This window comes from Pseudoflavonifractor hominis (genome assembly GCF_014288125.1).
GTDB classification, from domain to species: domain Bacteria; phylum Bacillota; class Clostridia; order Oscillospirales; family Oscillospiraceae; genus Pseudoflavonifractor_A; species Pseudoflavonifractor_A gallinarum.
Window position 1 is genome coordinate 82504 of the sequence record NZ_JACOPR010000008.1, and the last position, 26336, is coordinate 108839.

The following is a 26336-nucleotide window of genomic DNA, read 5'->3' on the forward strand; positions in this document are numbered from 1 at the left end:
CGTCCACGCAGTGGACCATTTCTTTTCTTGCAAGTGACTACACTATATAGTATAATAAAGTGACGCAGGGCCCTTCCATTCGGTCCTGCTCCATAAAAATGATATATCTGCGCTCCGAGCAAAGATCTCTAAGGCGCCCCCTCCGGGCGCTATGAGATCGCGCCGCGGGTCAGGCGGGAAACCGCCCGGCCTTCCACACTTGAAAAGGGGCTGCTTCCCACCGGGAGAATTTCTCCCGCTCTTTTGTCCTATCCGGGAGCGCCGCCTGTTTTCAGGCCGGCGCTCCCTGTTTCATTTTCCCTTTTATTTTAAGGAGGAACCGTCCAAATGAAGCTCATTGAAACAAAGCACGCGGTGGGCCATGTGCTCTGCCACGACCTCACCCAGATCATCCCCGGCGTCACCAAGGATGCCCGGTTCCGCAAGGGCCATATCGTGACGGAGGAGGATATCCCCGTCCTGCTCTCCATGGGAAAGGATCACCTCTATGTCTGGGAAAAGACGGAAGGCATGCTCCACGAGAACGAGGCCGCCGAGCGTCTGCGGGCCATCTCCCAGAATGACAACATGACCGCCACCGAGGTCAAGGAGGGCAAGATCGAGCTCAAGGCCGCCATCCACGGCCTGTTCCGGGTGGATGTGGAGCGGCTGCTGGCCGTCAACTCCCTGGACGAGATCATGATTGCCACCCGCCACACCAACTCGGTGGTCCATCCCGGCGACAAGCTGGCCGGTATGCGGGTCATCCCCCTCATCGTGTCGGAGGACAAGGTGCGCGCCGCGGAGGAGGCCGCCGGAGATGCCCCTCTGCTGGAGCTTCTCCCCTTCGTCCGCAAGACCGCCGCGGTGGTCACCACCGGCACTGAGGTCTTCCTGGGCCGCATCGAGGACAAGTTCACCCCTGTGCTGCTGGACAAGCTGGCCAAGTTCGGGGTGGATGTGATCTCCCACGTCAAGGTCCCCGATGACCGGGAGCAGATCGTCTCCGCCATCCAGGCGGCCCACGCCTCCGGGGCCGATCTCATCCTCTGCACCGGCGGCATGAGTGTGGACCCCGACGACCAGACCCCCGGCGCCATCAAGGCCGCCGGCGTTCAGGTGACCGCCTATGGCGCTCCCGTACTCCCCGGCGCCATGTTCCTGCTGGGCTTCTTTGCCGATGGAACCCCCGTCATGGGTCTGCCCGGCTGCGTCATGTATGCCAAGGCCACCATCTTTGATCTCATCCTCCCCCGGGTTCTGTGCAATGTCCCGGTCACCCGTGCTGACCTGGCCCGACTGGGCCACGGCGGACTGTGCCTGGGCTGTGAGCACTGCCACTACCCTATCTGCCCCTTCGGCAAGGAGGAATAAACTATGCGTACCCGCATCGAGCTGGAAGAGGCGCGCGCGCTGATGGCTGAAAGCGTGCGCCCCCTGGGTGTGGAGCAGGTCTCCCGGCAGGAGGCGCTGGGCCGGACCCTGGCCGAAGATGTGACCGCACCTCTGGATCAGCCGCCCTTTGACCGCTCCCCTCTGGACGGCTATGCCCTGCGCTCCGCTGATCTCACAGGGGCCTCCCCTGAACATCCGGTCTCCCTCCGGGTGGTGGAGACCGTCTATGCCGGCGGCGTCCCCTCCCGTGCCCTTGGCCCCGGGGAGGCCATCCGCATCATGACCGGAGCTATGCTGCCCCGGGGATGTGACTGTGTTCTCCAGCACGAGCGGACCGACAACGGTCTGGAACAGGTCCAGATCTATGCCGCTCTCTCCCCCCACGACAACTACTGCGACCGGGGGGAGGACTACCGGACGGGCGAGGTGCTCCTCCCCGCCGGGACCGTGGTGGACGCCGCCGCGGTGGGCGTATTGGCCAGTGCTGGCCTCTCCTCCGTGCCGGTCCGCCGCCGGCCGGTGGTGCGGGTCCTCTCCACCGGAGATGAGGTGGTCTCTCCCGATCTCCACCCCCTCCCCGCCGGGAAGATCTATGGCTCCAATCAGGAGCTGCTGACCGCCCGCCTCCGGGAGTTGGGGGTCTCAGATGTGAAGGGGCTGCTCATCGGCGACGATCCCCGGGAGGTGGCCGACACCATGGCGCAGCTCCTGGGCGAGTGTGATCTGCTCATCACCACCGGCGGCGTCTCCGCCGGTGACAAGGATATCTTCCACGAGGCTCTCCCCCTCCTGGGGGCGGAGCGAGTCTTCTGGAAGGTCAACCTCAAGCCGGGCACCCCCGCCATGTACTCCCTGTGGCAGGGACAGCCCATCCTCTCCCTCTCGGGCAACCCCTTTGCCGCCGCGGCCACCTTTGAACTGCTGGCCAGGCCCCTTCTGGCCGCCCTCACCGGAGAATCCCGCTTCTCCCTGCGCTCCCGGACGGCCGTGGTGGAGGGCTCCTTCCCCAAGGCCAGCCCCGGACGGCGCTTTCTCCGGGGTTTCTATCAGGAGGGCCGCGTCTCCCTGACCGGAAAAAATGACTCAGGCATGCTCGCCTCCCTGGTGGGATGCAACTGCCTGGTGGATCTCCCCGCCGGCTCTCCCCCGGTGCAGGAGGGACAGACCGTCACGGTCCTCCTGCTCTGAGCCCCTCCGCGCTTCCCCATCTGTTTTGATCTGGAGGTCTCTATGGAACCCAAATTCAATCATTTTGACGCCGAGGGCAACGCCGTCATGGTGGATGTCTCGGCCAAATCTCCCACCCGCCGTCTGGCCGTGGCCCAGGGTAAGATCAAGGTCTCCCGGGCGGTGCTGGACGCCATCACCGGCCATACCGCCGCCAAGGGCGATGTGCTGGGCGTGGCCCAGGTGGCCGGTATTCTGGCCACCAAGCGCACCTCGGAGCTCATCCCCCTGTGCCATCCGCTGGCCCTCTCCCACTGCACGGTAGAATTTACCATCCTGCACGAGGAGTGCGCCGTCCTGGCTGAGTGTACCGCCAAGCTGGACGCCAAGACCGGCGTGGAGATGGAGGCCCTCACCGGCGTATCCGTCGCCCTGCTCACCATCTACGACATGTGTAAAGCTATTGACAAGACCATGGAGATCTCGGACATCCACCTGGTCTACAAGGCGGGAGGCAAGTCGGGCACCTTTACCAATCACGGCCACCACTCCCCCGCTGTGGTGGCGGTCAGCGGCGTCAAGAACTCCGGCAAGACCACGCTGATTGCCGCCATGCTCCCCCATCTGACGGCCGCCGGTCTCAAGGTGGCCACGGTCAAGCACGACGGCCACTCCTTCCAGGCCGATCCCGAGGGGACCGACACCGGTATCCACATGGAGGCCGGGGCCTGGGGCACCGCCATCTTTGACGGCGAGAAATACAAGGTAGTCCGCCGGGACGCCGTGGAGGAGCGGGAGCTCATCGCCCGCTTCCCGGACGCCGACCTGGTCCTGCTGGAGGGTTTCAAGCACTCCACCTGGCCCAAGCTGGAGCTGGTGCGCGCGGGCAACTCCACCCAGAGCGTCTGTGATCCCGCCACCCTTCTGGCGCTGGTCACCGATCAGGACCTCACGGTGGAGGGCGTCCCCTCCATTCCCTTTGATGGACAGGCCGCCGCCCAGGTGGTGCTGGACTACCTGAAAGGCGAGGGGCGGCTATGATCGACGGATTCGGCCGCAGCATCGACTATCTGCGGATCTCAGTGACCGACCGGTGCAACCTGCGCTGCGTCTACTGTATGCCCCCAGAGGGAGTGGAGTGGATGGACCATGAGGAAATGCTCTCCTATGAAGAGATCATCCGGCTGTGCTCCCTCTTTGCACAGGTCGGTATCCGCAAGGTCCGCCTCACCGGCGGCGAACCTCTGGCCCGGCGGGACCTGCCCGAGCTGGTCCGGGGCATCCACGCCATCGACGGGATCGAGAGCATTGCCCTGACCACCAACGGCCTGCTCCTCCAGGAACAGCTTCCCGCCCTGCTGGAGGCGGGACTCACCGCCGTCAACCTGAGTCTGGACACCCTGGACCGGGCCCAGTATGCCGCGATCACCCGGCGGGACGCTTTGGACCAGGCTCTCTCCGGCCTCTATGCCGCTCTGGATGCCCCCGGCCTGCGGGTCAAGCTCAACTGTGTCCCCATGGGGGAGAACGACGCGCAGCTGGTCCCCCTGGCCGACCTGGCCCGGGAGCACGATCTGGCGGTGCGGTATATCGAGCTCATGCCCATCGGCCTGGGCGGCTCCCTCCCCCGCCGGACGGAGGAGGAGGTCCGCGCCATGCTGGAGGCGGCCTTCGGCCCCATGACCCCCTGTGACGAGTCTCTGGGAGCCGGTCCCGGACACTACTTCACCATTCCCGGCTTCCGGGGAAAGATCGGCTTCATCAGCGCCATGACCCATCAGTTCTGTGACGGGTGCAACCGGGTGCGCCTCACCGCCACCGGATTTCTCAAGACCTGCCTCCAGTATGAGACCGGGCGGGATCTGCGCACCCTCCTCCGGGACGGCTCCGGGGACGAGGTGCTGCTGGAGGCCATCCGCTCGGCCATTCTCCACAAGCCCGCCCAGCACCATTTTCTCGACGCGACTGGCCGTCGGGAGGACGAGCGGCACAACATGCACCAGATCGGAGGCTGACCGCCTCTTTCTCCGTATTTCTATATTTTTGATTACGAGGTGTATTTCATGAGCAAGGTAATTGCTGTCTGTACCAGCGAACAGAAGGGAACCCAGAAGCAGGCGGTGGATGTGATCCACCTGAAGGAGGAGTGGGGCATCGAGGGAGACGCCCACGCGGGCAAGTGGCACCGCCAGGTCTCCCTGCTCTCCCATGACAAGATCGAGGCCTTCCGCGCCCGGGGCGCCGAGGTGGAAAATGGCGCCTTTGGCGAGAACATCATTGTGGAGGGCATCGACTTTGCCACCCTCCCCATCGGTACGAAATTCTACTGCAACGATGTGGTCCTCCAGCTCACCCAGATCGGTAAGGAGTGCCACCACGGCTGCGCCATTTTCCAGAAGATGGGTGAGTGCATCATGCCCAAGCAGGGCGTGTTTACCCGGGTGCTCCACGGCGGTGACATCCGCCCCGGGGACGATTTCCGTCTGGAGCTCCCCTTCCGGGTGGCCGTCATCACGGTGAGCGACTCGGGTGCCGCCGGTACCCGGGCCGATCTGAGCGGTCCGGTAATCCAGGAGTTGGTGAAGAAGGCCGGCTACCCCGTGGTCCACACCGCGCTTCTCCCCGATGAGCGGGCACAGATTGCCGCCGAGCTCGCCCGCATCGCCGACGAAGATGTGGCTGATTTGATCCTCACCACCGGCGGCACCGGTTTCTCCCCCCGGGACTGGACCCCCGAGGCCACCCGGGATGTGACCGAGCGGGATGTGCCCGGTATCCCCGAGGCCATGCGTGCCCTCTCCCTCCAGATCACCCCCCGCGCCATGCTCTCCCGCGCCGCCGCCGGCATCCGGAAGGGCGCGCTCATCATCAACCTGCCCGGCAGCCCCAAGGCGGTGACCGAGTGTCTGGAGTACATCCTCCCCCCGCTCTCCCACGGGCTGTCCATCCTCAAGGGTACTACGGGCAACTGCGCCCGCTGAACCACCGTCTCCGCAACGGGTCAACTTCGAGTCCCCGCACCTACGGCGCACGCTATGGGCTGGGACCAATGGGCTGATCTGGAAACGGGTCCGCCTACCATCTTTGTAAAGGAGTTTGATTCCCATGAAAAAAGCACTTTCCCTGACCCTGGCTCTGGCTATGACTGCCTCTCTGACCGCCTGCTCCGGCGGCGGGACCGCGGCCTCTCCCACCCCGGTTGCCAGCACGCCGGCCCCCTCCTCCGCACCGGCAGCGGAGCCAGTGGAGCTGACCGTCTTTGCCGCCGCCTCTATGGAGGCCACGCTGACCGAGATCGCTGAGCGCTATCAAGAGGTCGCTCCCAATGTGGAGCTGGTCTTTACCTTTGACTCCTCCGGCACCCTCAAGACCCAGATCGAGGAGGGGGCCCCCTGTGACATCTTTATCTCGGCCGCCCAGAAGCAGATGAACCAGCTGGACAGCGCCGACACCACCGGCACCAATACCGACGGTCTGGATTTTGTCTACTCTGACACCCGGTTTGATCTGGTGGAAAACAAGGTGGTCCTGGCGGTCCCCGACGACAACCCCAAGGACATTCAGTCCTTCTCCGATCTGGCCAGTGATAAGCTCTCTCTGCTGTGCATTGGAAATGAGGATGTGCCCGTCGGCTCCTACTCCCTGGAGATCCTGGATACCCTGGGCATCGACATCGCCCAGCTGGACAGCGCGGGCAAGGTGACTTACGGCACCAACGTCTCCGAGGTGGCCAACCAGGTCAAGGAAGGCGCCGTGGACTGCGGCATCATCTACGCCACTGACGCCTATACCTATGAGCTCACCGTGGTGGATCAGGCCACGGAGGACCTGTGCGGGCAGGTCATCTACCCCGCCGCCGTCATGAAGAGCGGCACCGAGGCCGGGCATGACGCCGCCGTGGAGTTCCTCAACTATCTGCACACCGATCCGGAGGCCGTCTCCATCCTGGAGGGCGTTGGCTTCACGGTGCTCCCGTAAATCCAAACCATGTTTGCGGCCGGGCGGGAACTCTCTCCCGCCCGGCCGCCTGCTCTGTATTCTCAATGGAAAGGGGGCCGTCCCTTGGACTGGTACCCACTCTATAATTCTCTGCGGATCGCCGCCATCTCCACGGTCCTCATCTTTTTTCTGGGGCTCTTTGCCGCCTACTATGTGGCCAAGCTCCCCCGGCTGGTCAAGGGCGTGCTGGATGTGGTGCTCACCCTCCCGCTGGTCCTCCCCCCCACCGTGGTGGGCTATTTCCTGCTGCGTATCCTGGGCCCCAAGCGGGTGGTGGGTCTCTGGTTTCTCAACACCTTCGACATTAAGCTGACCATGGTGTGGTATTCCGCCGTCTTCGCCTCGGCCGTGGTGGCCTTTCCCCTGATGTACCGCACTGCCCGGGGGGCCTTCGAGTCCTTTGATCCCAATCTGGCCTATGCTGCCCAGACCCTGGGCCGCTCCAATACCTGGATTTTCTGGCGGGTGCGCCTTCCCGCCTGCAAGCAGGGGATCATCGCCGGGGCAGTGCTCTCCTTCGCCCGGGCCCTGGGGGAATACGGCGCCACCTCCATGATCGCCGGCTATACGCCCGGACGCACAGCCACCATCTCCACCACGGTCTACCAGCTCTGGCGGACCGGGGACGACGCGGCGGCCTACCGCTGGGTGCTGGTTAACATCGCCATTTCGGCGGCTGTTCTGCTCACCGTCAATCTCCTGGAGCGCAAAGACCGTACCGCCCGGAAGCGGATGGCCGTTCCCTTTGAGGAGGTGGTCTGATGTCCCTTCTGGTGGATCTGGAAAAGGACTTTGGCTCCTTCTCTCTCAAGGTCTCCTTTGAGACGGAGGGCGGCACTCTGGGACTCCTGGGCGCCTCGGGCTGCGGCAAATCCATGACTCTCAAGTGCATTGCCGGCATTGTCACCCCCGACCGGGGCCGCATCGTGCTGGACGGACGCACCCTCTTCGACCACGAAAAGCATATCGACCTGCCGCCCCAGCAGCGGGGCGTGGGGTATCTCTTCCAGAACTATGCCCTCTTCCCCACCATGACCGTGGAACAGAACATTCTCTCCGGCATGGACCGGAAGCTCTCCAAGTCCGTCCGGCGGCAGCGGCTGGAGGAACTGCTCGCCCGCTTCTTCCTCACCGGCCTGGAGCGGCGGCACCCCGCTCAGCTCTCCGGCGGACAGCAGCAGCGGGTGGCCCTGGCCCGCATTCTGGCCAGCCAGCCCAAGGCTCTCCTGCTGGACGAACCCTTCTCCGCCCTGGACAGCTATCTCAAATGGCAGGTGGAGCTGGAGCTCATGGAGGTCCTGGACCAGTTTGAAGGCCCCACCCTCTTTGTGACCCATAACCGGGACGAGGTTTACCACTTCTGCTCCCATGTCTGTGTGCTGGAAGGGGGCCGCTCGCAGCCCATGGAGCCGGTGGAGACCCTCTTCCGCGCACCGGCCACCCTCTCCTCCTGTCTGCTCTCTGGGTGTAAAAATGTCTCCCGGGCCCGGCGGGCCGGTGATACCTCGGTCGAGGCGCTGGACTGGGGCGTGACCCTGGAATGCGCCGGTCCCATCCCGGCGGACCTCTCCCACATTGGAGTGCGGGCTCATCTGTTCCGCCCCGCTCCCCAGGCGGGGGAAAACGCGATCCCCTGCCGGGTGCTCCGGGTCATCGACAACGTGTTCACCATGGTGGTCATGCTGGCGACGCCGGGGGGCGCGACCGGTTTTTCCCGCCTCCGTCTGGAGCTGGAGAAAGAGGCCTGGGCCGCCCTCGGAAATCCCGACACGCTCTTTCTGCACGCTCAGCCCCAGGATATTCTGCTCCTGCGGGACCCCCACTGAACAAACTGCGCCCCGGCGGAAAAACCGCCGGGGCGCGTTTTCTTATGCATCGGCTGTGGTCAGAACCGCAGTCCTTTCCTCCGCGTTCCACTGCACATCCAGTCCGAATGCCTCAGAGAGGAAGCGCAGGGGGACATAAGTCCGGTTCTGGTAGGCCAGCGGGGCCACATCCTGGACTCTCTCCTCGTCATTTACCCAGGCGTTGGGAGAGTCGATCTCCAGTGCGATCCGGGTCTCTCCCCGCTCACACAGGACCCGGTTGGAGGCCTGATCCCAGGTGACCGTGAAGTCCAGGGCCTCAGCGATCCCGCGCAGAGGCACCAGGATGCGGTCGTTTCGGGCAATGGGGGCCGTATCAAAGGAGAGCTTCTCCCCGTCCAGCGTCACATAGTAGCGCTCGTAGGAAATCCCAAAGCGCTCCCGCAGCAGCCCCTGGACCTCCGCGGTATCCACCACGCGGCCATATCGGGCGCTTCCGTCCGACTCCACATTCTCCAGCACGGCGCCTACCGGGAAAACATAGTTCAGCATGGCCCCATCTCCCCGCACATTCTGCTGGAAAATCGGGCGCACGGTAAAGGTGGTGCCCTCGGGTACCGTGTACTCGCCCAGGTCCACCCAATATGCCCCGTCGTCGCTGGCCAGGAGCCTGTTCTCCCGGACCGCAAACTGGAGTCCGTCCGCCTCCGTCACAGCCGGAAGGGCCGTCCGGTCGGTGCGCTCCCAGTGCTCCTTGTCCGAAGAGGACCAAACCGCCGCGCTGTCCCCGTCCTGAACCAGAGCGTACCAGGTGTCGTTCTGGAAACCGGCGTCCAGCACCCGGGCTCCGAAGTCGTGGGACCAGACCTCATTCCAGCTCTCATCCACAAAGGTCAGCACATTGTTCCGGGGCCCCCGGGTATCGCCCCCAGCACCGTACATACCGCCAGTGCCAAACACATTCTGGCAGACCAGATAGCCGCTCCCGGCCCAACGGAAGATGTAATCGGCACGCATGGGAGAAGCTACCCCCTCAATGCTGTGCCAGGTGCCGGTGACGGGGGTGTGGGTGGTCCAGGTAAAGCCGTCCGAGGAGGTGTAGATCTCACCGGAGTAGGTGTTGCACACAAAGAAGTCCTTCCCGCTGGAGGGGAGGATGCGCACCATCTCCGGGGAGGTGGTCCAGGGGGTGTTCTCCACCGTCACCCAGGAATACCCGTCCATGGAGTAGTCAAAGCGGGCGATAATACTGCCGCCGTTGGGGTCGTCCACCTCCACCTTTCGCAGCACCCCGTGGTCCCCCACGGCATAATTGTCCCCCAGGCCCTGGCCAAGGTCCCAGTCGGCCCGGGAAAAAGTGACCTTCTCCCCGTTCACCACGGCGGAGTAGACCCCGTTTTCATAGCCGATGGCGGTCACCGGAGCATCAAAGGCCCGGACGCCCACGATCCGGAACTCCTCGTCCAGGAAGGTGACCATGTTGTTGCGGGGACTGTCGCCGTATTGCTGGTGGGTAGTGGTACGGGGATCGTCCAGCAGACTCTCCCGCATCATATACTCGCTTCCCGTCCAGAGGATCTCAAATTCCTTTTTTGCCAGACCATTCAGGCCTGTACTGTAAGGCGTGCTCTCCTCCGTCCACTGCCGGTTCAGCTCGGTCCACGTCACTCCGTCGGCGGAGCGGTATACGGAGCCGGACATATCATAGTACAGGACATAGTCCTTTCCCGTCTTGCAGAGATGCGGACCAGCCCCCTCTCCCAGAGGCCCGTCCCAGTTGGGCGTCCCCGCCGCCAGGGCAGGGAGTGCCAGAGAACACATCAGGCACAGCGCCGTGAGTATCGATAGGAACCGTTTCATAAGATCCTCCTTTTCTCCGCTGCGCGGCAGCGGCTATGCCGCGCTCATTTCTACTTCTGAAAGGCAAAAAAACGCTGTCCGAAGTAGTTGAGGACGGTGTAGAGTCCCATGCCCACCAGCTTGGTCAGCCGCTCCCACCAGATGGCGGGGACAAACACCGGCTGGGGAAGGAGCTCCATCACCGGCTGGGCGATGCCGTAGGCCATCAGATAGCACACCGCCACATTGAGGGCAAATTTTACCGCCGAGCGGCCCATGGTCTCTTGACTGCGGAAAGTAAAAGACCGGTTGAGGAAAAAGCTCATGACCGCCCCCGCCACATAGGCGATAGCGGTGGAGGGCCAGTAGCCCAGCCCCTCCAGGGCAAACATGAGCACCATGGAGAGCAGGGTGTTCCCCACCCCCACCAGGAGAAACTTCCAGATGGAGGCGTCCAGGAATTTAGTCTCCTTCATGCTGGTCCAGCACCTCCTTGATGAGGAAGCGGGGCCGCTCCTTGGTCTCCAGGTAGATCTTTCCGATATACTCGCCGATAACCCCCAGGGCCAGCAGAATGAGTCCGCCGATGGCCCACACCGAGCAGATGACGCTGGCCCAGCCGATGACGGTCTCCCCGTTGGCCCAGCGGACGATGGAGTAGATGAGCATGAGGATGCTCACCACAAACACCAGAAAGCCCAGCACAGTGATATACCGGATGGGCTTGGTGGAGAGGGAGGTGATTCCCTCCATGGCAAAGGAGAGCATCTTCTTGAGGGGATACTTGCTCTCACCCGCAAAGCGCTCGCCCCGCTCGTACTCCACCGTGCCGGTGGTATAGCCGATCATGGGTACGATGCCCCGGAGGAAGAGGTTAACCTCCTTGAACTGGGCGAGCCCCTCCAGCGCCCGCTTGGACATGAGGCGGTAGTCGGCGTGGTTGAACACGGTCTCCGCCCCCAGGAAGTTCATCACGCGGTAAAAACCCTCCGCAGTAAAGCGTTTAAAGAAGGTGTCCTTCTCCCGGCTGGAACGCACCCCGTAGACGATGTCACATCCGGCATAGTACTGCTCCACCATGGCGTCCACCGCATCGATGTCGTCCTGCAGGTCAGCATCCATGGAGATGACCATGTCTGCCCGGTCCTTCGCCGTCATGAGCCCGGCCAGCAGGGCGTTCTGGTGGCCCCGGTTGCGGGTCAGATTCACGCCGGAGAAACGGCGGTCCGCCCGGTGGAGCCCTTCGATCATGCTCCAGGTCTTGTCCCGGGAGCCGTCGTTCACAAAGAGCACCCGGCTCTCCTCCGAGATCCGGCCCGCGGCGATGAGATGCTCCATCTTTTCCTTGAGCCGCCTGGCTGTCTCCGGCAACACCTCCTCCTCGTTATAGCAGGGCACTACGATATATAAAATGTCTCCCATGTCACACCTCGCCGTTGTTCTGCCGGGGATTTTCTTCCCCGTTTTTTCCATTTTGGAAACTCTTTGGTTTATTGTATACCCTCTGAGACGAAAAGACAATCCAATTTGTTCCCAAAAAACGGAACACGGATGCACGCAAGCGGCATCCGTGTTCTCTCTTTTACCGATCGGAGAGCAAGATCCGGTCGTTGTCCAGTTCCTTTCCAGCCCCAGCGCGGAACCGCTGGAGCAGGTCCTCCACCGTCATGCCCTGGCGCTCCTCCCCCTTCAGGTCCAGCACGATGCGGCCGGAATCCATCATCAGCGTGCGGTTGCCCAGTTCCAGGGCACTTTTCATGTTGTGGGTAATCATCAGGCAGGTAAGGCCCGCCTCGGCCACGATCTCCCGGGTGAGGCGGAGCACCTTTTCCGCCGTCCCCGGATCCAATGCCGCGGTGTGTTCATCCAGCAGCAGCAGCTTGGGGGGCACCATGGTGGACATGAGCAGGGTGAGGGCTTGCCGCTGTCCGCCCGAGAGGAGCCCCACGCTCTGGCCCATCCGTTCCTCCAGGCCCATGTCCAGCCGGGCCAACTGGTCCCGGAAAAAGGCCTTGTCCGCCTTGCTCACCCGGCTGAAAAAGGCCCGCTGGTGCTTGGCGGTGCGGAGATAGGCCAGAGCCAGATTCTCCTCGATGGTCATATGGGGGGCGGTCCCCCGCATAGGGTCCTGAAAGAGTCGGCCAATGTTGCGGCTGCGCCGGTAGGCAGGCAGATAGGTCAGATCCTCCCCGCCCAGCATGATGCTGCCCTCATCGGGAAAGAAGTCCCCCGCAATGGCGTTGAAGAGGGTGGATTTCCCCGCCCCGTTGGAGCCGACAATGGCGGCAAAGTCCCCCTTTTCCAGTGTCAGATTGACGCCGCACAGGGCTTTTTTCTCGTGGACCGTTCCGGGGTTGAAGGTCTTGGAAAGATTTCTGAGCTCCAGCATCTCACTGCTCCTCCTTTCGTCCGGCCAGGGCGCGGCGCTTGCGCATCTGGAAGGCCGCCCACTGCCGCACCGTGGGCGCGGCGATGGCGGCGCCCACGATGACCGCCGAGACCAGCTTCATGTAGTCGGCCGGGACATTGGCCCGGAGGGCCGCCGAATAGATCAGGCGGTAGAGGATGCTGCCAAAGAGCACCCCCAGCACCCGGCGGACCATGGAGCCCTTGCCGATGAGGGTCTCCCCGATCACCAGCGCGGCCAGGGCCAGCACCACCATACCGGTGCCGCCGTTGACCTCGGCAAAGGTGTTGTACTGGGCCACCATGGCCCCGGATAGTCCGGTCATGGCGTTGGCCACGCACAGGCCCACGGTGATCGTAAAGGTGGGATTGATGGAGGAGGCGCGCACCATATCCGCATTGTCCCCGGTGGCCCGGATGGAAAGGCCCAGCCGGGTGCCCAGGAAGAGGACCAGGAGCACGCAGAGCACCAGTACGATGCCCGCCGTGACGGCCAGCTTATACCAGCTCCCGGCAAAGCCGGCATCCCTGGCCAGGGTGTAGATGCTCGCTTTCTGGAAGATGGACAGGTTACTGGTCCCCATGACCATCAGGTTGATGCTGTACAGGCCGATGTTGGTGACGATGCCCGCCAGGATGGAGGGCACCCCCAGCTTGGTCTGGAGAAAAGCGGTGATGAAACCGGCCGCGGCGGTGGCCAGCATGGCGGCCGGCAGGGCCAGGATAGGGTGGCCGGACACACAGCACACGGCGGACACTGCGCCTCCCAGGACAAAGGCCCCGTCGGTGGTCATATCGGCGATATTCAGGATGGAAAAGCTCAGAAACAGAGCCAGCGCAACGGGCGCATAGAGAAACCCCGCTTCCAGGGCGGACTGGATAATCGTGAGCATGGGATCGCTCCTTTCTCAGGCTGAGCCCCCGCCCGGAATGGGCGGGGGCTTTTCATGTTACTCTTGGGTCGTATGAACCTCCACCATGCTGGAGCCCAGGGAGGAGAACACCCCCGTGTCCACGCCCAGGGCAGCGGCGGTATCCAGATTGACCGTGATGATATCGCCCGACACGGTGACAAAATCGGTGGGCACCTGGCCGCTCTGGAGGACCTCCAGGGCCAGGTCGGCGGTCTGGGTACCCAGGTCGGTGTAGTTCACGCCGCAGGTGGCCAGCGCGCCGTTGCGCACAAAGGAGTCCGCTCCGGCATAGTGGGGGATGCCCGCCTCGGTCAGGATGGGAGCGATGGCCAGCTCCGCGTTCATTACCACATTGTCTGTGGGGGTGAAGACCGCGTCCACCTGGTCCAGCATGGAGTTGACGGCCGCCACGATCTCATCGGTGGTGTTGCCCGTCTTGTCCAGGTAGGAGATCCCCTTGCTGTCCAGATAGGCCTTGGCGGTCTCAATCGCAGGGGCGCTGTTGACCTCGCTGGTGGAGTAGAGCAGGCCCACCGTCTCCACCTCAGGGTTCTGGGCCAGCATCATATCCAGCAGCAGCTCCACATTCAGCGCGTCGCTGGTGCCCGTCACATAGGAGATCCCGGTGAGACCGGCGGTCTCGGGGTAGCTGACGGTACCATAGATCACCGGGGTCTCGGTGGCCTGGGCCGTGGCCGCCATCTGCTGGGCGGCGGTGGTCCCGATGGGGATGATGGCGTCATAGCCGTCGGCCACGATCTGCGCCCCGATCTGGGACAGAGTGGAGGGATCGTTGTTGCCGTTGAAGTCACCATAGGTGATCGCGATTCCCAGCTCGGCGGCCTTGGCATCCAGTTCGGCTGTAATGGCGTCCCGGATCTCATTCATGGAAGCGTGGTCCAGCTGGCGGACCACCGCTACCTTGTAGGCCCCATCCGCCTCAGCGGACTCTCCGGAGTCGGCGCTGCCGCAGGCAGTCAGGGCGAGGGGCATCCCCAGAGCGAGAGCCAGGGCCAGGGTTTTCTTCATCATCGTGTTCTGTTTCATAGTCGTTACCTCCATATGGGCTCTTGGAGCCGAAATTGGTTTGGGTGGGCGATGGAGGGGCCGTTGCCAGCGGCCAGAGAGGAAGCTGCCCCACAGGGTATAAAAAAACGCCTCTGTCCCCTTCCTGGGACAAAAGCGTCAGCTTCTGCGATACCACCCAAATTGACGTCTTGCGACGTCCACTCGCTTCACGTACCATCATACGTGCCCGATGGATAACGGGTGGGGTCCCGTCGGCATCTACTGAGTTTCCCGTTCAAGCCGCCCTCTGAAGACCATTCACACGCGGATTTCAGACCCCGATCCCACCACCCGGAGCTCTCTTTGCATCCATCACATCGGCTACTTTTCTTCATCACTGGTTTAAAGTGTTCGGTTGTTGTAATGCAGTATACGCTCTGCCAGCCGGTTTGTCAACCCCTGTTCCGCATTTCCGTCCGGGAGGAGCATGCTCCTCCCGGACGGATCGCTCCGGCTCATCCGGTTTTATCCCACGCTCTGGGCCGGATGTTCCGATTTCCGGCGCAGGAAGCTGAACTTGGTCTCCGAGCACACCACGGCCACAAAGATCAGCGCAAAGCCCGCCAGCAGGCGGCCGGTCACCGGGTCCCCGTAGAAGATCACCGAACACAGCACCCCGAACACCGACTCCAGCGACAAAATCACCGAGGCCGAGGCAGGATCAGACCAGACCTGTCCCACGTTCTGGAACAGGAGGGCCACCGTGGTGGCCATCACGATGAGATAGCCCATCTGGATGACCATGTCCGTATTCAGCAGTGTCTCCACCGGCGGGAACTGCTGGAAGAGCAGGCCGCACACCCAGGCGTACACCGCCGCCCAGAAGAACTGGAATACCGTCAGAATGTAGATGTCTTTTCCGGGAGAGACCTTGGCCACCGAGACGATGTGGCTGGCATAGAACACCGCGCAGCACAGGGTCAGCGCGTCTCCCCGGGTCACGGTGAAGGACTCGGTCAGGGAGACCAGACCCACGCCGGAGATACACAGCAGCGCCGCCAGAATATTATAGCGGTCAGGCCGCTGCCGGGCCACCAGCCAGTAGAGGAAGGGGACCAGCACACAGTATACCGCCGTCAGAAAGGCATTTTTGGAGGGCGTGGTCTCGGCCAGTCCAAAGGTCTGCACCGAGTAGGCCAGGAAGAGAAAGGCCCCCATGATGGCACCCCGCCACAGGTAGTCGGCCGTAAAGCGTTTCCACTTTCTCCCGCAGATCAGGGCCAGCAGGGCCGCCCCTCCGGTAAAGCGGATGGCCAGCAGGTAGAAGGTGGGAATCACATCCACCGCACCCTTCATGATGAAAAAGGAGGAGCCCCAGATGAATGCCGCGGCAAAGAGCATAGGCTTTGCCAGGCGGCGCATGAGATGTTCATTCACAGATTGTTTCCACTCCCTTGATGTGGTATGATATGTTTCAATCGATCCCCTGAGGGGAAATTTTTCCGATATTTCCGGATCAGAACGGAGGTCCTATTCATGCTGCTCTTTGACCTGGACGGCACACTCATCGACTCCAACGGCGTTTGGGTCACGGTGGATGAGTGCTTTCTCTCCCGCCGGGGATTGCGCCCCACCCCGGAATACTGCCACACGGTGGGCCACTCCATCCTCCCGGTGGCAGCGCAGTTTACCCGGGACTACTACGGGATGACCGACACGCCGGAGGCCATCATGGCCGAGTGGATGGAGCAGGCCCGGGACGCCTATGCCCACCACGTTCCTCTGAAGCCGGGCGCCGGGGCATTTCTCCGCCGCTGCCAGGAGGCGGGACAGACCATGGTGCTGGTCACCGCCTGCGTGCCGGAGCTGTGCGAGGCTGTCCTGCGGCGGCACGGCCTGGAAACGGTCTTCTCCCGCCGGTTTTTCGCCCAGGAGCTGGGCATGGAAAAGCGGGACCCCCGCTATTTTCAGACCGTGCTCTCCCACCTTGGCGTACTGCCGGAGCAGTGTGTCCTCTTCGAGGACTCCCCCGGCGCCTGCCGTACCGCCCGCGAGAGCGGCATCCGGGTGGTGGGGGTGTACGATCCCTTTTATGAGACCAGCCAGGCGGAGATCCGCGCCTGTTCCCACCGGTATATCCGCAGCTTTGAGGAGCTCCTCAACGAGCCGCTTCTCTAACCGTTCCGGTCAAACGGAGGACCGGAATATATCCAATCTATTCCACACACTGGGGAGCGGCCGGAAGGTCGCTCCTCTTGTTGTTTATTCCTTGGTCATATGCTGGGCTGCCGCTTTGAGCATCAGCTTCTTGGTCCCGCTCTTCTCAAAGGCGATCTCCACCAGAGCGTCCCCGCCCATGGGGGTGAGCCCCGTGATGAGTCCCTTACCAAAGGCCTTGTGGACCACGCTGTCCCCCTTCTGGAAGTTGGGGAGAGCCGCCGCTGTGGGGCGGGACATGCTGACGCCCCGGCCTGCCGGGGCCGTCGTCTGACCGGTCTGGCCGCTGCTGCCCGCTCCGGCAGAATAGCCGCTCGAATAGCCGCCCGCCGAGTAGCCCCGGTCAAAGACGGGCTTGGGACGCACCCGGCGCTGGGGCGGCTGCCAGCCGCCCTCCCCGCTCTCATTCTCGGAGCGGAAGTTGCGCCCGCTCTTCTCCACATAGGCCTCCGGGATCTCGCCCAGGAAGCGGGAGGGCCGGTTGGCGTTCGTGCGGCCGAAGAGCATCCGCTGAGAGGCGCAGGTCATATAGAGCCGCTCCTTGGCCCGGGTCATGGCCACATAGCACAGGCGGCGCTCCTCCTCCATCTCGTCGGGCTCCCCGATGGCGCGGATGCCGGGGAAAATTCCCTCTTCCACCCCCACCACAAAGACCACCGGGAATTCCAGTCCCTTGGCCGAGTGCATGGTCATCATGACCACACAGTCCTCCCCGGAGTCGTGGTTATCCAGATCGGTATAGAGGGCGATCTCATCCAGGAAGCCGGAGAGGCTGGGCTCCTCCACCGCGTTGTCCAGATAGTTCTGGATGGAGGAGGAGAGCTCGTGGACGTTCTCCAGGCGGGTGCGGTCCTCAATGGTCTTTTTCTGCTCCAGCATGGCGGCATAGCCGGTCCGCTCCACCAGCTCCTCGTAGAAGGCGGGCAGGTCCATCTCACCGGCCAGGCGGCGCAGGTCCTCCATCATCTCGGTAAACTGTCCCAGCTTGGGGGCGGCCTTCTGGAGCTCGGGGAACTCCCGGGCACTCTTGACCACTTCCCACAGGGAGCGGCCGGTCTGGAGGGCCAGGTCCTGAGCCCGCTCGATGGTGGTGGCGCCGATCCCCCGGGGCGGATTGTTGATGATACGGGAGAGGCGCAGATCGTCGTTGGGATTGTTGATGGCGCACAGATAGGCCACCATGTCCTTGACCTCCGCCCGGTCAAAGAAGCGGATACCGCCGATGATGCGGTAGGGAATGCCATTTTTCTTGAAGGCCTGCTCGATCTGGTTGGACTGGGCGTTCATCCGGTAGAGGACGGCGTGGTCCTTCCACGCCTTGCCCGCCGAGAGATCGGAGAGGATCTGGGCGGCCACAAACTGGGCCTCGTCGTGCTCGTTCATGGCGGTATAGCACTTGACCTTGTCTCCCTCGCCCTGATCGGTCCACAGCTCCTTGCCCTTGCGGCCCTGGTTGTTGCGGATCACGGCGTTGGAGGCCTCCAGGATGTTCCGGCTGGAGCGGTAGTTCTGTTCCAGCCGAATGACCCGCGCCCCCTTGTACTGCTGCTCAAAGGATAGGATATTCTCGATGGTGGCCCCGCGGAAGCGGTAGATGGACTGGTCGTCGTCGCCCACCACGCAGATGTTCTCCCGTCCCCCCGCCAGGGTGGAGGCCAGCAGATACTGGAGATGGTTCGTGTCCTGATACTCGTCAATGAGTACATAACGGAATTTTTTCTGATAATATTGCCGAACGTCATCGAAATTCAGCAGCAGCCGGACGGTATGTAAAATGATGTCGTCAAAGTCCAGGGCGTTGGCCTCCCGCAGGCGGCGCTCATATTCCACATAGACCTTGGCGATCTTGGTCAGCCGGAAGTCCCCGGACTTCTCGCACTCCTTGAGGTAATCCGCCCCCAGCTTCATGGCGTCCTTGGCCCGGGAGATATACCCCAGAATGGTCTTGGGGGGGAAGGACTTGTCGTCCAGCCCAAAGTCCTTGTTGATGTCCTTGATGACCCGCTCGGAGTCGGCGGTGTCGTAGATGGTGAAGGAGCTCTGGAAGCCCAGGCGCTCAATGTCCCGGCGCAGGATGCGCACACAGGCCGAGTGGAAGGTGCTGGCCCAGATGTCATTGGCCGAGGCGCCCAGCATCTGCTCCAGCCGGGCCTTGAGCTCTCCCGCCGCCTTGTTGGTGAAGGTGATGGCAATGATGGACCAGGGCACCGCCGGGTCCACCCGGCACAGCCGCTCCGCCGCCTCCTTGCGCGCGGGGTCGGGGTTGGCCACATAGCTCTCCAGAGCGTTCAGCTCCTCCTCCCCCACCCACTCGGGCACCTCGTCACAGTCGGAGCCCCGGCCGTACTTCATCAGGTTGGCGATCCGGTGGATGAGGACGGTGGTCTTTCCGCTTCCCGCGCCCGCCAGCAGCAGAAGGGGGCCCTCCGTGGCCAGAACCGCCCGGCGCTGCTCCGGATTGAGGTTTGAATAGTCCAGTGCGATGGCCGCTCTTCTGGCCTTGCAGAAGCGCAGCTCCTGTTCACGGTTGAGCATACGATCAAATCCTTTTTTCATCGATTCACAGTGCTTGTTATTGTATCACAGATACCAAACTCCCGCAAATACGACTTCCCGAACGGAGCGGTTTGTTTTTTCTCCACATTTCACAAAAGAGCGTGGAGCGCCCCTATCCCTCCAGCCAGCCCTGGAATTCCTCCAGCAGCTCCATGGCCTTGAATTTGACCACATAGCCCTCGTCCTCCCCGGTGATGAGGGAGACCTCCCGGTCCTCCAGTCCGCCCTCCAGGGCGGTCTCAGCGGTGTTCTCGGTCACCGAGCCCAGACAGAGGGGCGGAAAGACCACACACCACCAGTTGCGGCCGCCGCCCTCGCCGATGGTCACCCGCAGAGCGGTGTACTCCCCTGCGGGGAAGGCAAAGTCGGTGTACTCCTTGGTGGGAAACCACACGTCGTGCTCCAGCGAGGCGGTGACGGGATAGGAGTACCCCTGCTCGCCCACCACACGAGCCCCGGCATCGGCAATGGCAGGCAGGGCCTGGGTGAGGGCCTGCTCGGCCTCCTCCAACTCCGCCCCAGGCGGGACCACCCCGTCCGCGGCGGCCAGCACCGCATCCCGCACCGCCAGCTTCAGCGCCTGGTCCTCCTGGGTGTCAGAATTGGCCAGCACATGCAGGCGCACCACCTTGTCCGCCAGGGCGGCCTGCTCCCCATCCAGGCGCACCCCCCACAGGGCTGCCGCCGCCACCCCCAGAAGAAGGGCCAATTCCCACCGGCGCAATGTAGTCTTTTTACTTCCAGTCCGCTCTTTCATATCGCTCACCGTCCACGTTATGTAGTGCCTTTAGTGTGGACACGGCGGACAGAACTTAAACCTCTTTCCACAAAAAAGGATCGGACGGTGGAAAACCGTTCGATCCTTTCCCAATATACTGTATACGCTCCCGCTCAGATGGTGACCGTGAGGAAGGTCTCCGTGTAGGTCTGGCGCAGATCGTGGTAGGCCCGCCAGGCCCCCACCAGGGTGTCAAAGAGGCCAAACACGGTGGGTCCGGTGCCGCTCATACAGGCCCCTAGCGCGCCGTGGCGGATAAGCTCGGTCTTGATCTCGGCCACGGTCCCCCCCTGATTGCGGGGGAGCACATCCTCAAAGACATTGTACATCCGCCGGGCCACACCCAGTACGTCGCCATTTTCCAGGGCCTGGAGCATTCCCCGGGTATCCGGATGGCAGTGGAGCTTCATCCCGTCGATCCGGGCAAAGAGCTCCGGGGTGGACACCGCAAAGTGGGGCTTACAGATCACCACAAAGCACCAGGGCAGGCTGGGCAGCGGGGTGAGTATCTCCCCCCGCCCCTCGGCCAGCGCAGTTCCGCCCAGGACGCAGTATGGGACGTCTGAGCCCACCCGCTCCCCCAGGGCAGCCAGCTCCTGGGGTGCATACCCCAGCTTCCAGGCCTGGTTGAGCGCATTGAGCACCGCCGCGGCGTCCGAACTCCCGCCCCCCATACCGGCGCAGACCGGAATGGACTTCTCCAGATCGATGCGCAGGCCATTGGGGTCCATACCGGCCGCCTCGCACAGGTGGAGTGCGGCGGAAGCGGCCAGATTGTTCTTCCCCGTAGGGAGAAAATCCAGGTTGGAGCTCACCGCTATCCCCCGCTCCGCTTCCCGGCGGATGGTCACGGTGTCACAAAGGGCCACCGACTGCATGACCATGCAGAGGTCGTGGTACCCGTCGCTCCGCTTCCCCAGGACGTCCAGAGTCAGATTCAGCTTGGCGCGGGCCTTGGTCACGATTGGTTCCATACCGTCTCCTCCATTCAGCGGATCTTGCGGGCTTCCAGATAAAAGCGCTTGTCCTGGGCCCGGCCCAGAGAAAAGGTCTTGCGGGGGAGCATTCCATCTCTCCACACGGCGGGGAGCAGTGCCTCCTTGTCCAGCACCGGCAGCAGGAAGGCCAGGTTACCCGCCCTGCCCGCCAGACGGCGGGCCACTTCCCCGCCGTGGATGTAGTCCATTCGTCCACCCATGCGGTGGAGATAGTGATTCATAAACCGCTGAAGCGTCTCGATCTCCAGCGCCGCATCCGGGGCGGGCACGGTGACGCATCCCTCCCCACCTGCGTGGACATAGCGGAGCACATGCCCCGCTCCGTCGCCGTAGTGGGCGCCCGGATAAAAACGCACCAGCGCGGCGAGAACCTCACTGGGCTCCACGCCGAAGAGCACCCGGTGGACCGGCTCGAAGGTCAGGCTCTCGTCGTGGAGGTTGACCAGCTCGGCCAGGGCGTACCGGGCCGGGAGGTTCTCCCACTGCTCGCGCGGCGTCAGGCGCTTTTGCCGCTCGTAGCACTCCTTGGCCGTGGCCAGAGAGTGGTTCCCGTCTCCCACCAGCAGGGCAATGGGCCATCCCTCCGCTCCGTGGCGCCGCCGGAAGGTCTCAGGGGCCAGAATCTCCCCCAGGAGCACCTCCGCATGGGCCAGCTGCTCCGGCCCCAGCTTCCACCCCCGCAGATGGCCACCCCCCTCCATCAGATCAAAGTCATAGAGGGGCTCCATGTGCTCCCGCTCGCCGGAGAGCCATCCCATGAGGCGGTCCTCCGGATCGTCGGCCAGCAGCAGGGCGTGGGGGAGCTCCAGCGAGGCGTTCTTCCGCAGCGACACCCGGGGCGGGAGCCGGTTGAGGTCTACCCCCTCGGTGGCGCGCACCGGCGCACGGGAGTCCTCCTCATAGTCGTAGGCCTCCAGATCCACCGCACCCAGCAGGCCACGGCGCACCGCGCCGCCCTCCAGTGTCCGCTCCACATAGATCATGGAGGCGGGCAGCCGGCGGAAGCGCTCCTCCCGCAGATAGTGGGTCATGGTATTGTTGATCTCCACGATGTCGGTCTCCACATTGGGACCGTCCAGACAGCTCTCGGGGAGGATCAGCCGCAGGGCGGAGGGAGCGCCGCCTACAAATTCCTCCACCCGCTGCCAGTACTCCGGCTGTGAGGTGTACTGATCGCAGGCCACCACTGCCCATTTTTCATAGGAGCAGTCGCGGGGCAGCAAAATATCCGCACGCCCGAAGGGCACATGCGCATCCGATGGCATCATGGTTCTCCCTTCCTTTCCGGCGCCGGCAGCTCCATCGCCCTCCGGATCCCCGCAAGCAGTTCCTCATAGGTGTCGCAGGCCGGCAATTCCGGATGGGCCGCCCGGATGGCCGGGGTACTGCGGAAGAGGAAGCCCGCCTTTCCGGCCTGGAGCATGTCCAGGTCATTATAGCTGTCCCCGGCGGCAATGGTCTCATACCCGGCCGACTGCAGCGCCCGCACTGTGGTGAGCTTGGTCTGAGGGCAGCGCAGGTGTACCCCGGTGATGTTGTTCCCGTCGGCGGCTGTCTCCAGACGGTTGCACAGCAGAGTTGGCCAGTTGAGCTGCTCCATCAGGGGCCTTGCAAACTCCTCAAAGGTATCGCTGAGAATGACCGCCTGGGTGAAGGAGCGCAGTTCGTCCAGAAAGGCTCTCGCCCCGGGAAAGGGGCGCATATGGGCAATGGTCTCCTGCAATTCCCGCAGGCCCAGCCCATGCCGGCGCAGATGAGCCAGCCGGTAGTCCATAAGCCTTCCGTAGTCGGGCTCGTCCCGGGTCGTGCGCTCCAGCGCGGGAATGCCGTGCTCCCGGGCAAAGGTCACCCAGATCTCGGGCACCAGCACCCCCTCCAGGTCCAGACAAACGATGTACATCCCGCTCCTCCTTTTTCGGTCACGCTCCGGCAGCGTTATCCCTCCCGGGCCTGCTTCTTGCGCAGGTTGGTGAGGAAGTTGTCCATCCGGGTGAGCGCCTCGGCGATGTCCTTCATCCCCGTGGCGTAGCAGCAGCGCACAAAGCCCTCGCCGCCCGGGCCGAAGGCGGAGCCGGAGATGACGGCCACCTTCTCTTCCATCAGGAACCGCTCGCAGAACTCATCGGAGCTCAGTCCGCTGGAGCGGATGTCCGGGAAGACATAGAAGGCGCCCTTGGGCTCAAAGCAGGGCAGACCGATGCGCCGCAGGCCCTCCACCAGGTAGCGGCGGCGGCCGTCGTACTCGTCCCGCATCTTCTCAATGTCCACGTCGCCATTGCGCATGGCCTCCACCGCGGCGTACTGGCTCACGGTGGGGGCGGACATGATGCCGAACTGGTGGAGCTTGAGCATCTGCCGGATGATCTCCTTGGGACCGCAGACATAGCCCATGCGCCAGCCGGTCATGGCATGGCTCTTGGAGAAGCCGTTGACCACGATGGTCCGGTCCTTGAGCTCCGGCAGGTTGGCCGGGGAGACATGGTGCTGCCCATAGGTCAGCTCGGCGTAGATCTCGTCGGAGAGAACCATGATGTCGGTTCCCTCCAGCACCTTGGCGATCTCCTCCAGGTCCTTGCGCTCCATGATGCCTCCGGTGGGGTTGTTGGGGAAGGGAAGCACCAGCACCTTGGTCCGGGGAGTGATGGCGGCACGCAGCTCGTCGGCGGTCAGACGGAACTCATTTTCCGCCTTGGTCTCCACCAGCACCGGCGTGGCCCCCGCCATGTTGGCCAGCGGGCCGTAGCATACAAAGGAGGGGACGGGGACAATGACCTCATCCCCCGGATTGACCAGGCAGCGCAGGGTCAGGTCGATGGCCTCGCTGCCGCCCACCGTGACGATGATCTGGCTGGCAAAGTCGTATTGCAAATCAAAGCGGCGGTTCAGATAGGCGGCGATCTCCCGCCGCAGCTCGGCCATACCGGCATTGGAGGTGTATTTGGTAAATCCCTTCTCCAAGGAGTAGATGCCCGCGTCCCGGATGTGCCAGGGGGTCACAAAGTCCGGCTCACCGATGCCCAGGGAGATGGCGTCCTTCATCTCTTCCAGGATGTCAAAGAAGCGCCGGATCCCGGAGGGCTGGACGTTCTTGATCCGGTCGGACAGAATGTTTTCATAGTTCATGAGAAGATCAGCTCCCTCTCCTGTTCCTCGGCTTTTTCAAAAATCAGATGCTTTTCCTTATATTTTTTCAGGATAAAGTGGGTGGCCGTGCCGGTCACATCCTCCAGCGTAGCCAGACGCTGGCCCACGAACTGGGCCACCTCTTTCAGGGTGCGGCCGGAGATGATGACCGTCAGGTCAAAGGCGCCCGACATGAGATAGACGCTCTCCACTTCGTCATACTGATAGATGCGCTCGGCCACCCGGTCGAATCCCTCGCCCCGCTGCGGCGTGACCTTGACCTCGATGAGAGCCGTGACCGCCTCCCGGTCGGTGCGGTCCCAGTCCACGATGGCCTTGTAGCCCAGCACGATCTTCTCTTCCTCATACATACGGATGGTCTTTTCGACCTCCTCCACCGTCATACCGGACATGGAGGCCAGCTGCTCATGGGTGAGGGTACAGTCCTCTTCCAGGAGTTGAAGCAGTTTTTTCATGCAAGTTTCCTCCTATCTTCTCCCATTTTTATTCCAAACAAAAGGCATGGTCCTAATTTTGATTATTATACTCCCTGGTGTATGTCGAATACAATAGCAGCCCTTTCCCTCAACAAAACTCTGCCATCCTGCACAATTTTTTGTCGAAAATATAGAAATCTTTTCTACATTTTCGTTAAAATATCACTGGAATTTTCATTTATCCAGTGATATGATGAATCATATTCGCTGATTCTGTCCATTTCTTCCCATCCATTGGCCCCATCGGTCTGTGCCGGGAGTATCCACGGTTCCTTCAAGGAGAACGCTTTATGGAATACATCGATCTCGTCAACCGAATCATATCCGCCGAACACAGCGCCAGTGCGCTGGCGCAGGAGGCCCGAGAGAAGCAGGCCTCCCTGGACGCCGATCTGGAGCGGGAATGCGCCCAGCTGCGGCAGCGGTATCTGGAGCGGGCCCAGCGCCGGATCTCCATTGTGGAGGAGACCGAGGCGCAGCTCGCTGCCGAGTCCATGGCCGCGGTGGATGCGCGCCTCTCCCACGCCATGGAGGCGCTGGAGGGGGCATACCGTGCCCATCAGCAGGAGTGGGTGGACGTCCTCTTCGCCCGTGTGGTGGGGCAGACGCCATGATCCGAGCACAGATGGAGTACGGCGCCCTCTCCTCCAAGGTCCACGCCCTGTATGGAAAGCGGCTCCGGTTGGCAGACTTTGAACATATGGCCTCTCTCCGGACCGAGGCCGAGCTCTCCGAGTATCTGCGGAGCCATCCGGCCTGGTCCGCCTGCGCCGCCCGCCTCGCGGGCGGCGTCTATATCGGCCGGGTGGAGCTGGAGCTGGCCCTCTGGGACCAGTTCCGGACCGATTACCGCAAGCTGCTCCACTTTATCCCACGGGCGGACAAGGCCCTCTTCTCCTTCCCCATCCTGCTCCAGGAACAGCGGGCCATCCTCTCCACTCTGCGGCGGCTCAAGGCGGGCCACCCCCTCTCGCCCCTTCCCCGGTCCATTCTGCACAGCACGCTGGACCTCCAGGCCCTCGCCTCCTGTACGGACTTTGACGGGCTGACCGCCGCGGCCCGGGATACCATCTATGCCCCCGCCCTGCGGCGGCTGCGTCCGGCCCAGGCGGGTACTCTCCCCGACTATACGGGAGCGGAAACCCTGCTCCGTTCCACGTATTTCTCCCACATGTACCATATCATCCACAAGTGCTACCGGGGAGAGACCAAGGCGGTGCTGCTGCGCTCCTATGGGGAGCAGATCGACTGGTTCAATCTGATCCATATTCTCCGTCTCAAGACCTATTTCCCCGGTCAGTCGGACTATCTGCCCGTCCTCTTCCCCTTTAATTACCGCCTGCGCCCCGAGATGATCCGCGCCCTGTGCGCCGCACCGGACCTCTCCAGTGCGCGGGAGCTGCTCCGGGACACTCCCTATGCCGCCGGTCTCTCTTCCAGCGGAGTAGAGGAGCTGGAGGACGCCTTCCGCCGGGCCTTTTATACCTTCAACCGCCGTCAGCTCACCCATGGCACCCCCTCGATCTATACCGCCATGGCCTACCTCAATCTGAAGGACCTGGAGCTCCATGCTCTGGTGAGTCTCATCGAGTCGGTCAAATACGGCGTACCCTACGACACTTCTCTGGCCCGCCTGTTTGGCTGAGCCTGACTTC

General features: G+C 62.9%; 24 protein-coding genes, 2 pseudogenes, 2 riboswitches and 1 other annotated feature. Of the genes and pseudogenes, 12 read left to right on the forward strand and 14 right to left on the reverse strand.

The annotated features are described in order from the left end of the window. Nucleotides 1-100 precede the first annotated feature (100 nt). A riboswitch (molybdenum cofactor riboswitch) is annotated at nucleotides 101-226 on the forward strand. A 101-nt stretch (nucleotides 227-327) separates the two neighbouring features. The 9 genes and pseudogenes from H8S34_RS12250 to H8S34_RS12285 all read left to right on the forward strand — a co-directional run bounded on the left by H8S34_RS12250 (nucleotide 328) and on the right by H8S34_RS12285 (nucleotide 8366). After that, nucleotides 328-1353, forward strand: a complete 1026-nt coding sequence (locus H8S34_RS12250) for a molybdopterin-binding protein (protein ID WP_186964117.1) — start codon at nucleotides 328-330, stop codon at nucleotides 1351-1353. A gap of 3 nt (nucleotides 1354-1356) precedes the next feature. Continuing rightward, nucleotides 1357-2562: a molybdopterin molybdotransferase MoeA gene (locus H8S34_RS12255; protein ID WP_186964118.1), complete on the forward strand. Its 1206-nt coding sequence runs from the start codon at nucleotides 1357-1359 to the stop codon at nucleotides 2560-2562. 42 nt (nucleotides 2563-2604) lie between these two features. Beyond that, a pseudogene (gene moaC / locus H8S34_RS15200) lies at nucleotides 2605-3078 on the forward strand (cyclic pyranopterin monophosphate synthase MoaC); the annotation flags it as partial. 33 nt (nucleotides 3079-3111) lie between these two features. Then, nucleotides 3112-3582, forward strand: a pseudogene (gene mobB, locus H8S34_RS15205) (molybdopterin-guanine dinucleotide biosynthesis protein B); the annotation flags it as partial. Next, nucleotides 3579-4556 (forward strand): GTP 3',8-cyclase MoaA, encoded by a 978-nt coding sequence (gene moaA / locus H8S34_RS12265; protein WP_186964120.1) that lies wholly within the window; start codon nucleotides 3579-3581, stop codon nucleotides 4554-4556. The pseudogene mobB and the gene moaA, both read left to right, overlap by 4 nt. A gap of 48 nt (nucleotides 4557-4604) precedes the next feature. Further along, nucleotides 4605-5522, forward strand: a complete 918-nt coding sequence (locus tag H8S34_RS12270; RefSeq protein WP_101691373.1) for an MOSC domain-containing protein — start codon at nucleotides 4605-4607, stop codon at nucleotides 5520-5522. A 12-nt stretch (nucleotides 5523-5534) separates the two neighbouring features. Then, a riboswitch (molybdenum cofactor riboswitch) is annotated at nucleotides 5535-5652 on the forward strand. Beyond that, the gene (gene modA / locus H8S34_RS12275; protein WP_186964121.1) at nucleotides 5647-6519 is read left to right on the forward strand and encodes a molybdate ABC transporter substrate-binding protein; all 873 of its coding nucleotides are present in this window, start codon (nucleotides 5647-5649) and stop codon (nucleotides 6517-6519) included. It overlaps the preceding riboswitch by 6 nt. A gap of 84 nt (nucleotides 6520-6603) precedes the next feature. Next, complete coding sequence (modB, locus tag H8S34_RS12280) at nucleotides 6604-7302, forward strand: molybdate ABC transporter permease subunit (protein WP_101691375.1); 699 nt, start codon at nucleotides 6604-6606, stop codon at nucleotides 7300-7302. After that, nucleotides 7302-8366, forward strand: coding sequence for a sulfate/molybdate ABC transporter ATP-binding protein (locus H8S34_RS12285; RefSeq protein ID WP_186964122.1), 1065 nt, complete (start codon nucleotides 7302-7304; stop codon nucleotides 8364-8366). The genes modB and H8S34_RS12285 overlap by 1 nt, the downstream gene beginning before the upstream one ends. Before the next feature lie 42 nt (nucleotides 8367-8408). On the opposite strand, the gene H8S34_RS12290 is transcribed toward H8S34_RS12285, so the two are convergent. The 7 genes from H8S34_RS12290 to H8S34_RS12320 form a co-directional block, all read right to left on the reverse strand. Continuing rightward, complete coding sequence (locus H8S34_RS12290) at nucleotides 8409-10205, reverse strand: copper amine oxidase N-terminal domain-containing protein (protein ID WP_186964123.1); 1797 nt, start codon at nucleotides 10203-10205, stop codon at nucleotides 8409-8411. A 50-nt stretch (nucleotides 10206-10255) separates the two neighbouring features. Next, nucleotides 10256-10660: a GtrA family protein gene (locus H8S34_RS12295; protein ID WP_101691378.1), complete on the reverse strand. Its 405-nt coding sequence runs from the start codon at nucleotides 10658-10660 to the stop codon at nucleotides 10256-10258. Continuing rightward, a complete protein-coding gene (locus tag H8S34_RS12300; RefSeq protein ID WP_101691379.1) occupies nucleotides 10647-11606 on the reverse strand; it encodes a glycosyltransferase family 2 protein in 960 nt (319 codons plus the stop codon). Before H8S34_RS12300 ends, H8S34_RS12295 begins: the two co-directional genes overlap by 14 nt. A 160-nt stretch (nucleotides 11607-11766) precedes the next feature. Then, entirely contained in the window at nucleotides 11767-12573 is an 807-nt protein-coding gene (locus H8S34_RS12305; RefSeq protein WP_186964124.1) for an ABC transporter ATP-binding protein, read from the reverse strand. 1 nt (nucleotide 12574) lies between these two features. After that, the gene (locus H8S34_RS12310) at nucleotides 12575-13483 is read right to left on the reverse strand and encodes an ABC transporter permease (RefSeq protein ID WP_186964125.1); all 909 of its coding nucleotides are present in this window, start codon (nucleotides 13481-13483) and stop codon (nucleotides 12575-12577) included. Nucleotides 13484-13540: 57 nt separating this feature from the next. Beyond that, nucleotides 13541-14551, reverse strand: a complete 1011-nt coding sequence (locus tag H8S34_RS12315) for an ABC transporter substrate-binding protein (protein WP_235964275.1) — start codon at nucleotides 14549-14551, stop codon at nucleotides 13541-13543. Between the two features lie 122 nt (nucleotides 14552-14673). After that, nucleotides 14674-14919 (reverse strand) — a binding site (T-box leader). A 118-nt stretch (nucleotides 14920-15037) separates the two neighbouring features. After that, entirely contained in the window at nucleotides 15038-15949 is a 912-nt protein-coding gene (locus H8S34_RS12320; protein ID WP_346728033.1) for a DMT family transporter, read from the reverse strand. A 99-nt stretch (nucleotides 15950-16048) separates the two neighbouring features. Here H8S34_RS12320 and H8S34_RS12325 point away from each other — a divergent pair, with 99 nt between their 5' ends. Continuing rightward, a complete protein-coding gene (locus H8S34_RS12325) occupies nucleotides 16049-16690 on the forward strand; it encodes an HAD family hydrolase (RefSeq protein ID WP_186964126.1) in 642 nt (213 codons plus the stop codon). 84 nt (nucleotides 16691-16774) lie between these two features. Here the strand turns inward: H8S34_RS12325 and H8S34_RS12330 are convergent, their stop codons facing one another. The 7 genes from H8S34_RS12330 to H8S34_RS12360 all read right to left on the reverse strand — a co-directional run bounded on the left by H8S34_RS12330 (nucleotide 16775) and on the right by H8S34_RS12360 (nucleotide 24660). After that, nucleotides 16775-19264, reverse strand: a complete 2490-nt coding sequence (locus H8S34_RS12330; RefSeq protein WP_186964127.1) for an ATP-dependent helicase — start codon at nucleotides 19262-19264, stop codon at nucleotides 16775-16777. A gap of 133 nt (nucleotides 19265-19397) precedes the next feature. Next, nucleotides 19398-20042 carry a stage II sporulation protein R gene (locus H8S34_RS12335; RefSeq protein ID WP_186964128.1) on the reverse strand — a complete coding sequence of 215 codons (645 nt, stop codon included), beginning with the start codon at nucleotides 20040-20042 and terminating at the stop codon, nucleotides 19398-19400. 134 nt (nucleotides 20043-20176) lie between these two features. Continuing rightward, nucleotides 20177-21037, reverse strand: a complete 861-nt coding sequence (gene ispE / locus H8S34_RS12340) for a 4-(cytidine 5'-diphospho)-2-C-methyl-D-erythritol kinase (RefSeq protein WP_101691385.1) — start codon at nucleotides 21035-21037, stop codon at nucleotides 20177-20179. A 14-nt stretch (nucleotides 21038-21051) separates the two neighbouring features. After that, nucleotides 21052-22329, reverse strand: a complete 1278-nt coding sequence (locus H8S34_RS12345; protein ID WP_243208016.1) for a DUF1015 domain-containing protein — start codon at nucleotides 22327-22329, stop codon at nucleotides 21052-21054. Next, a complete protein-coding gene (gene thrH, locus H8S34_RS12350) occupies nucleotides 22326-22961 on the reverse strand; it encodes a bifunctional phosphoserine phosphatase/homoserine phosphotransferase ThrH (RefSeq protein WP_186964129.1) in 636 nt (211 codons plus the stop codon). Before thrH ends, H8S34_RS12345 begins: the two co-directional genes overlap by 4 nt. 35 nt (nucleotides 22962-22996) lie before the next feature. Next, nucleotides 22997-24184, reverse strand: coding sequence for a pyridoxal phosphate-dependent aminotransferase (locus tag H8S34_RS12355; RefSeq protein WP_101691388.1), 1188 nt, complete (start codon nucleotides 24182-24184; stop codon nucleotides 22997-22999). Beyond that, nucleotides 24181-24660 carry an Lrp/AsnC family transcriptional regulator gene (locus H8S34_RS12360; protein ID WP_101691389.1) on the reverse strand — a complete coding sequence of 160 codons (480 nt, stop codon included), beginning with the start codon at nucleotides 24658-24660 and terminating at the stop codon, nucleotides 24181-24183. Before H8S34_RS12360 ends, H8S34_RS12355 begins: the two co-directional genes overlap by 4 nt. A gap of 311 nt (nucleotides 24661-24971) precedes the next feature. Between H8S34_RS12360 and H8S34_RS12365 the strand changes: the two genes are divergently transcribed. Beyond that, entirely contained in the window at nucleotides 24972-25295 is a 324-nt protein-coding gene (locus tag H8S34_RS12365; RefSeq protein WP_101691390.1) for a hypothetical protein, read from the forward strand. Then, nucleotides 25292-26326 (forward strand): V-type ATPase subunit, encoded by a 1035-nt coding sequence (locus H8S34_RS12370; protein ID WP_101691391.1) that lies wholly within the window; start codon nucleotides 25292-25294, stop codon nucleotides 26324-26326. The genes H8S34_RS12365 and H8S34_RS12370 overlap by 4 nt, the downstream gene beginning before the upstream one ends. Nucleotides 26327-26336 lie beyond the last annotated feature (10 nt).

Coding starts and splice junctions, on each gene's coding strand:
- H8S34_RS12250 (WP_186964117.1), top strand. CDS start 328: ATGAAGCTCATTGAAACAAAGCACGCGGTGGGCCATGTGCTCTGCCAC.
- H8S34_RS12255 (WP_186964118.1), top strand. CDS start 1,357: ATGCGTACCCGCATCGAGCTGGAAGAGGCGCGCGCGCTGATGGCTGAA.
- moaA (WP_186964120.1), top strand. CDS start 3,579: ATGATCGACGGATTCGGCCGCAGCATCGACTATCTGCGGATCTCAGTG.
- H8S34_RS12270 (WP_101691373.1), top strand. CDS start 4,605: ATGAGCAAGGTAATTGCTGTCTGTACCAGCGAACAGAAGGGAACCCAG.
- modA (WP_186964121.1), top strand. CDS start 5,647: ATGAAAAAAGCACTTTCCCTGACCCTGGCTCTGGCTATGACTGCCTCT.
- H8S34_RS12285 (WP_186964122.1), top strand. CDS start 7,302: ATGTCCCTTCTGGTGGATCTGGAAAAGGACTTTGGCTCCTTCTCTCTC.
- H8S34_RS12290 (WP_186964123.1), bottom strand. CDS start 10,205: ATGAAACGGTTCCTATCGATACTCACGGCGCTGTGCCTGATGTGTTCT.
- H8S34_RS12295 (WP_101691378.1), bottom strand. CDS start 10,660: ATGAAGGAGACTAAATTCCTGGACGCCTCCATCTGGAAGTTTCTCCTG.
- H8S34_RS12300 (WP_101691379.1), bottom strand. CDS start 11,606: ATGGGAGACATTTTATATATCGTAGTGCCCTGCTATAACGAGGAGGAG.
- H8S34_RS12305 (WP_186964124.1), bottom strand. CDS start 12,573: ATGCTGGAGCTCAGAAATCTTTCCAAGACCTTCAACCCCGGAACGGTC.
- H8S34_RS12310 (WP_186964125.1), bottom strand. CDS start 13,483: ATGCTCACGATTATCCAGTCCGCCCTGGAAGCGGGGTTTCTCTATGCG.
- H8S34_RS12315 (WP_235964275.1), bottom strand. CDS start 14,551: ATGAAACAGAACACGATGATGAAGAAAACCCTGGCCCTGGCTCTCGCT.
- H8S34_RS12325 (WP_186964126.1), top strand. CDS start 16,049: ATGCTGCTCTTTGACCTGGACGGCACACTCATCGACTCCAACGGCGTT.
- H8S34_RS12330 (WP_186964127.1), bottom strand. CDS start 19,264: ATGCTCAACCGTGAACAGGAGCTGCGCTTCTGCAAGGCCAGAAGAGCG.
- H8S34_RS12335 (WP_186964128.1), bottom strand. CDS start 20,042: ATGAAAGAGCGGACTGGAAGTAAAAAGACTACATTGCGCCGGTGGGAA.
- ispE (WP_101691385.1), bottom strand. CDS start 21,037: ATGGAACCAATCGTGACCAAGGCCCGCGCCAAGCTGAATCTGACTCTG.
- H8S34_RS12345 (WP_243208016.1), bottom strand. CDS start 22,329: ATGATGCCATCGGATGCGCATGTGCCCTTCGGGCGTGCGGATATTTTG.
- thrH (WP_186964129.1), bottom strand. CDS start 22,961: ATGTACATCGTTTGTCTGGACCTGGAGGGGGTGCTGGTGCCCGAGATC.
- H8S34_RS12355 (WP_101691388.1), bottom strand. CDS start 24,184: ATGAACTATGAAAACATTCTGTCCGACCGGATCAAGAACGTCCAGCCC.
- H8S34_RS12360 (WP_101691389.1), bottom strand. CDS start 24,660: ATGAAAAAACTGCTTCAACTCCTGGAAGAGGACTGTACCCTCACCCAT.
- H8S34_RS12365 (WP_101691390.1), top strand. CDS start 24,972: ATGGAATACATCGATCTCGTCAACCGAATCATATCCGCCGAACACAGC.
- H8S34_RS12370 (WP_101691391.1), top strand. CDS start 25,292: ATGATCCGAGCACAGATGGAGTACGGCGCCCTCTCCTCCAAGGTCCAC.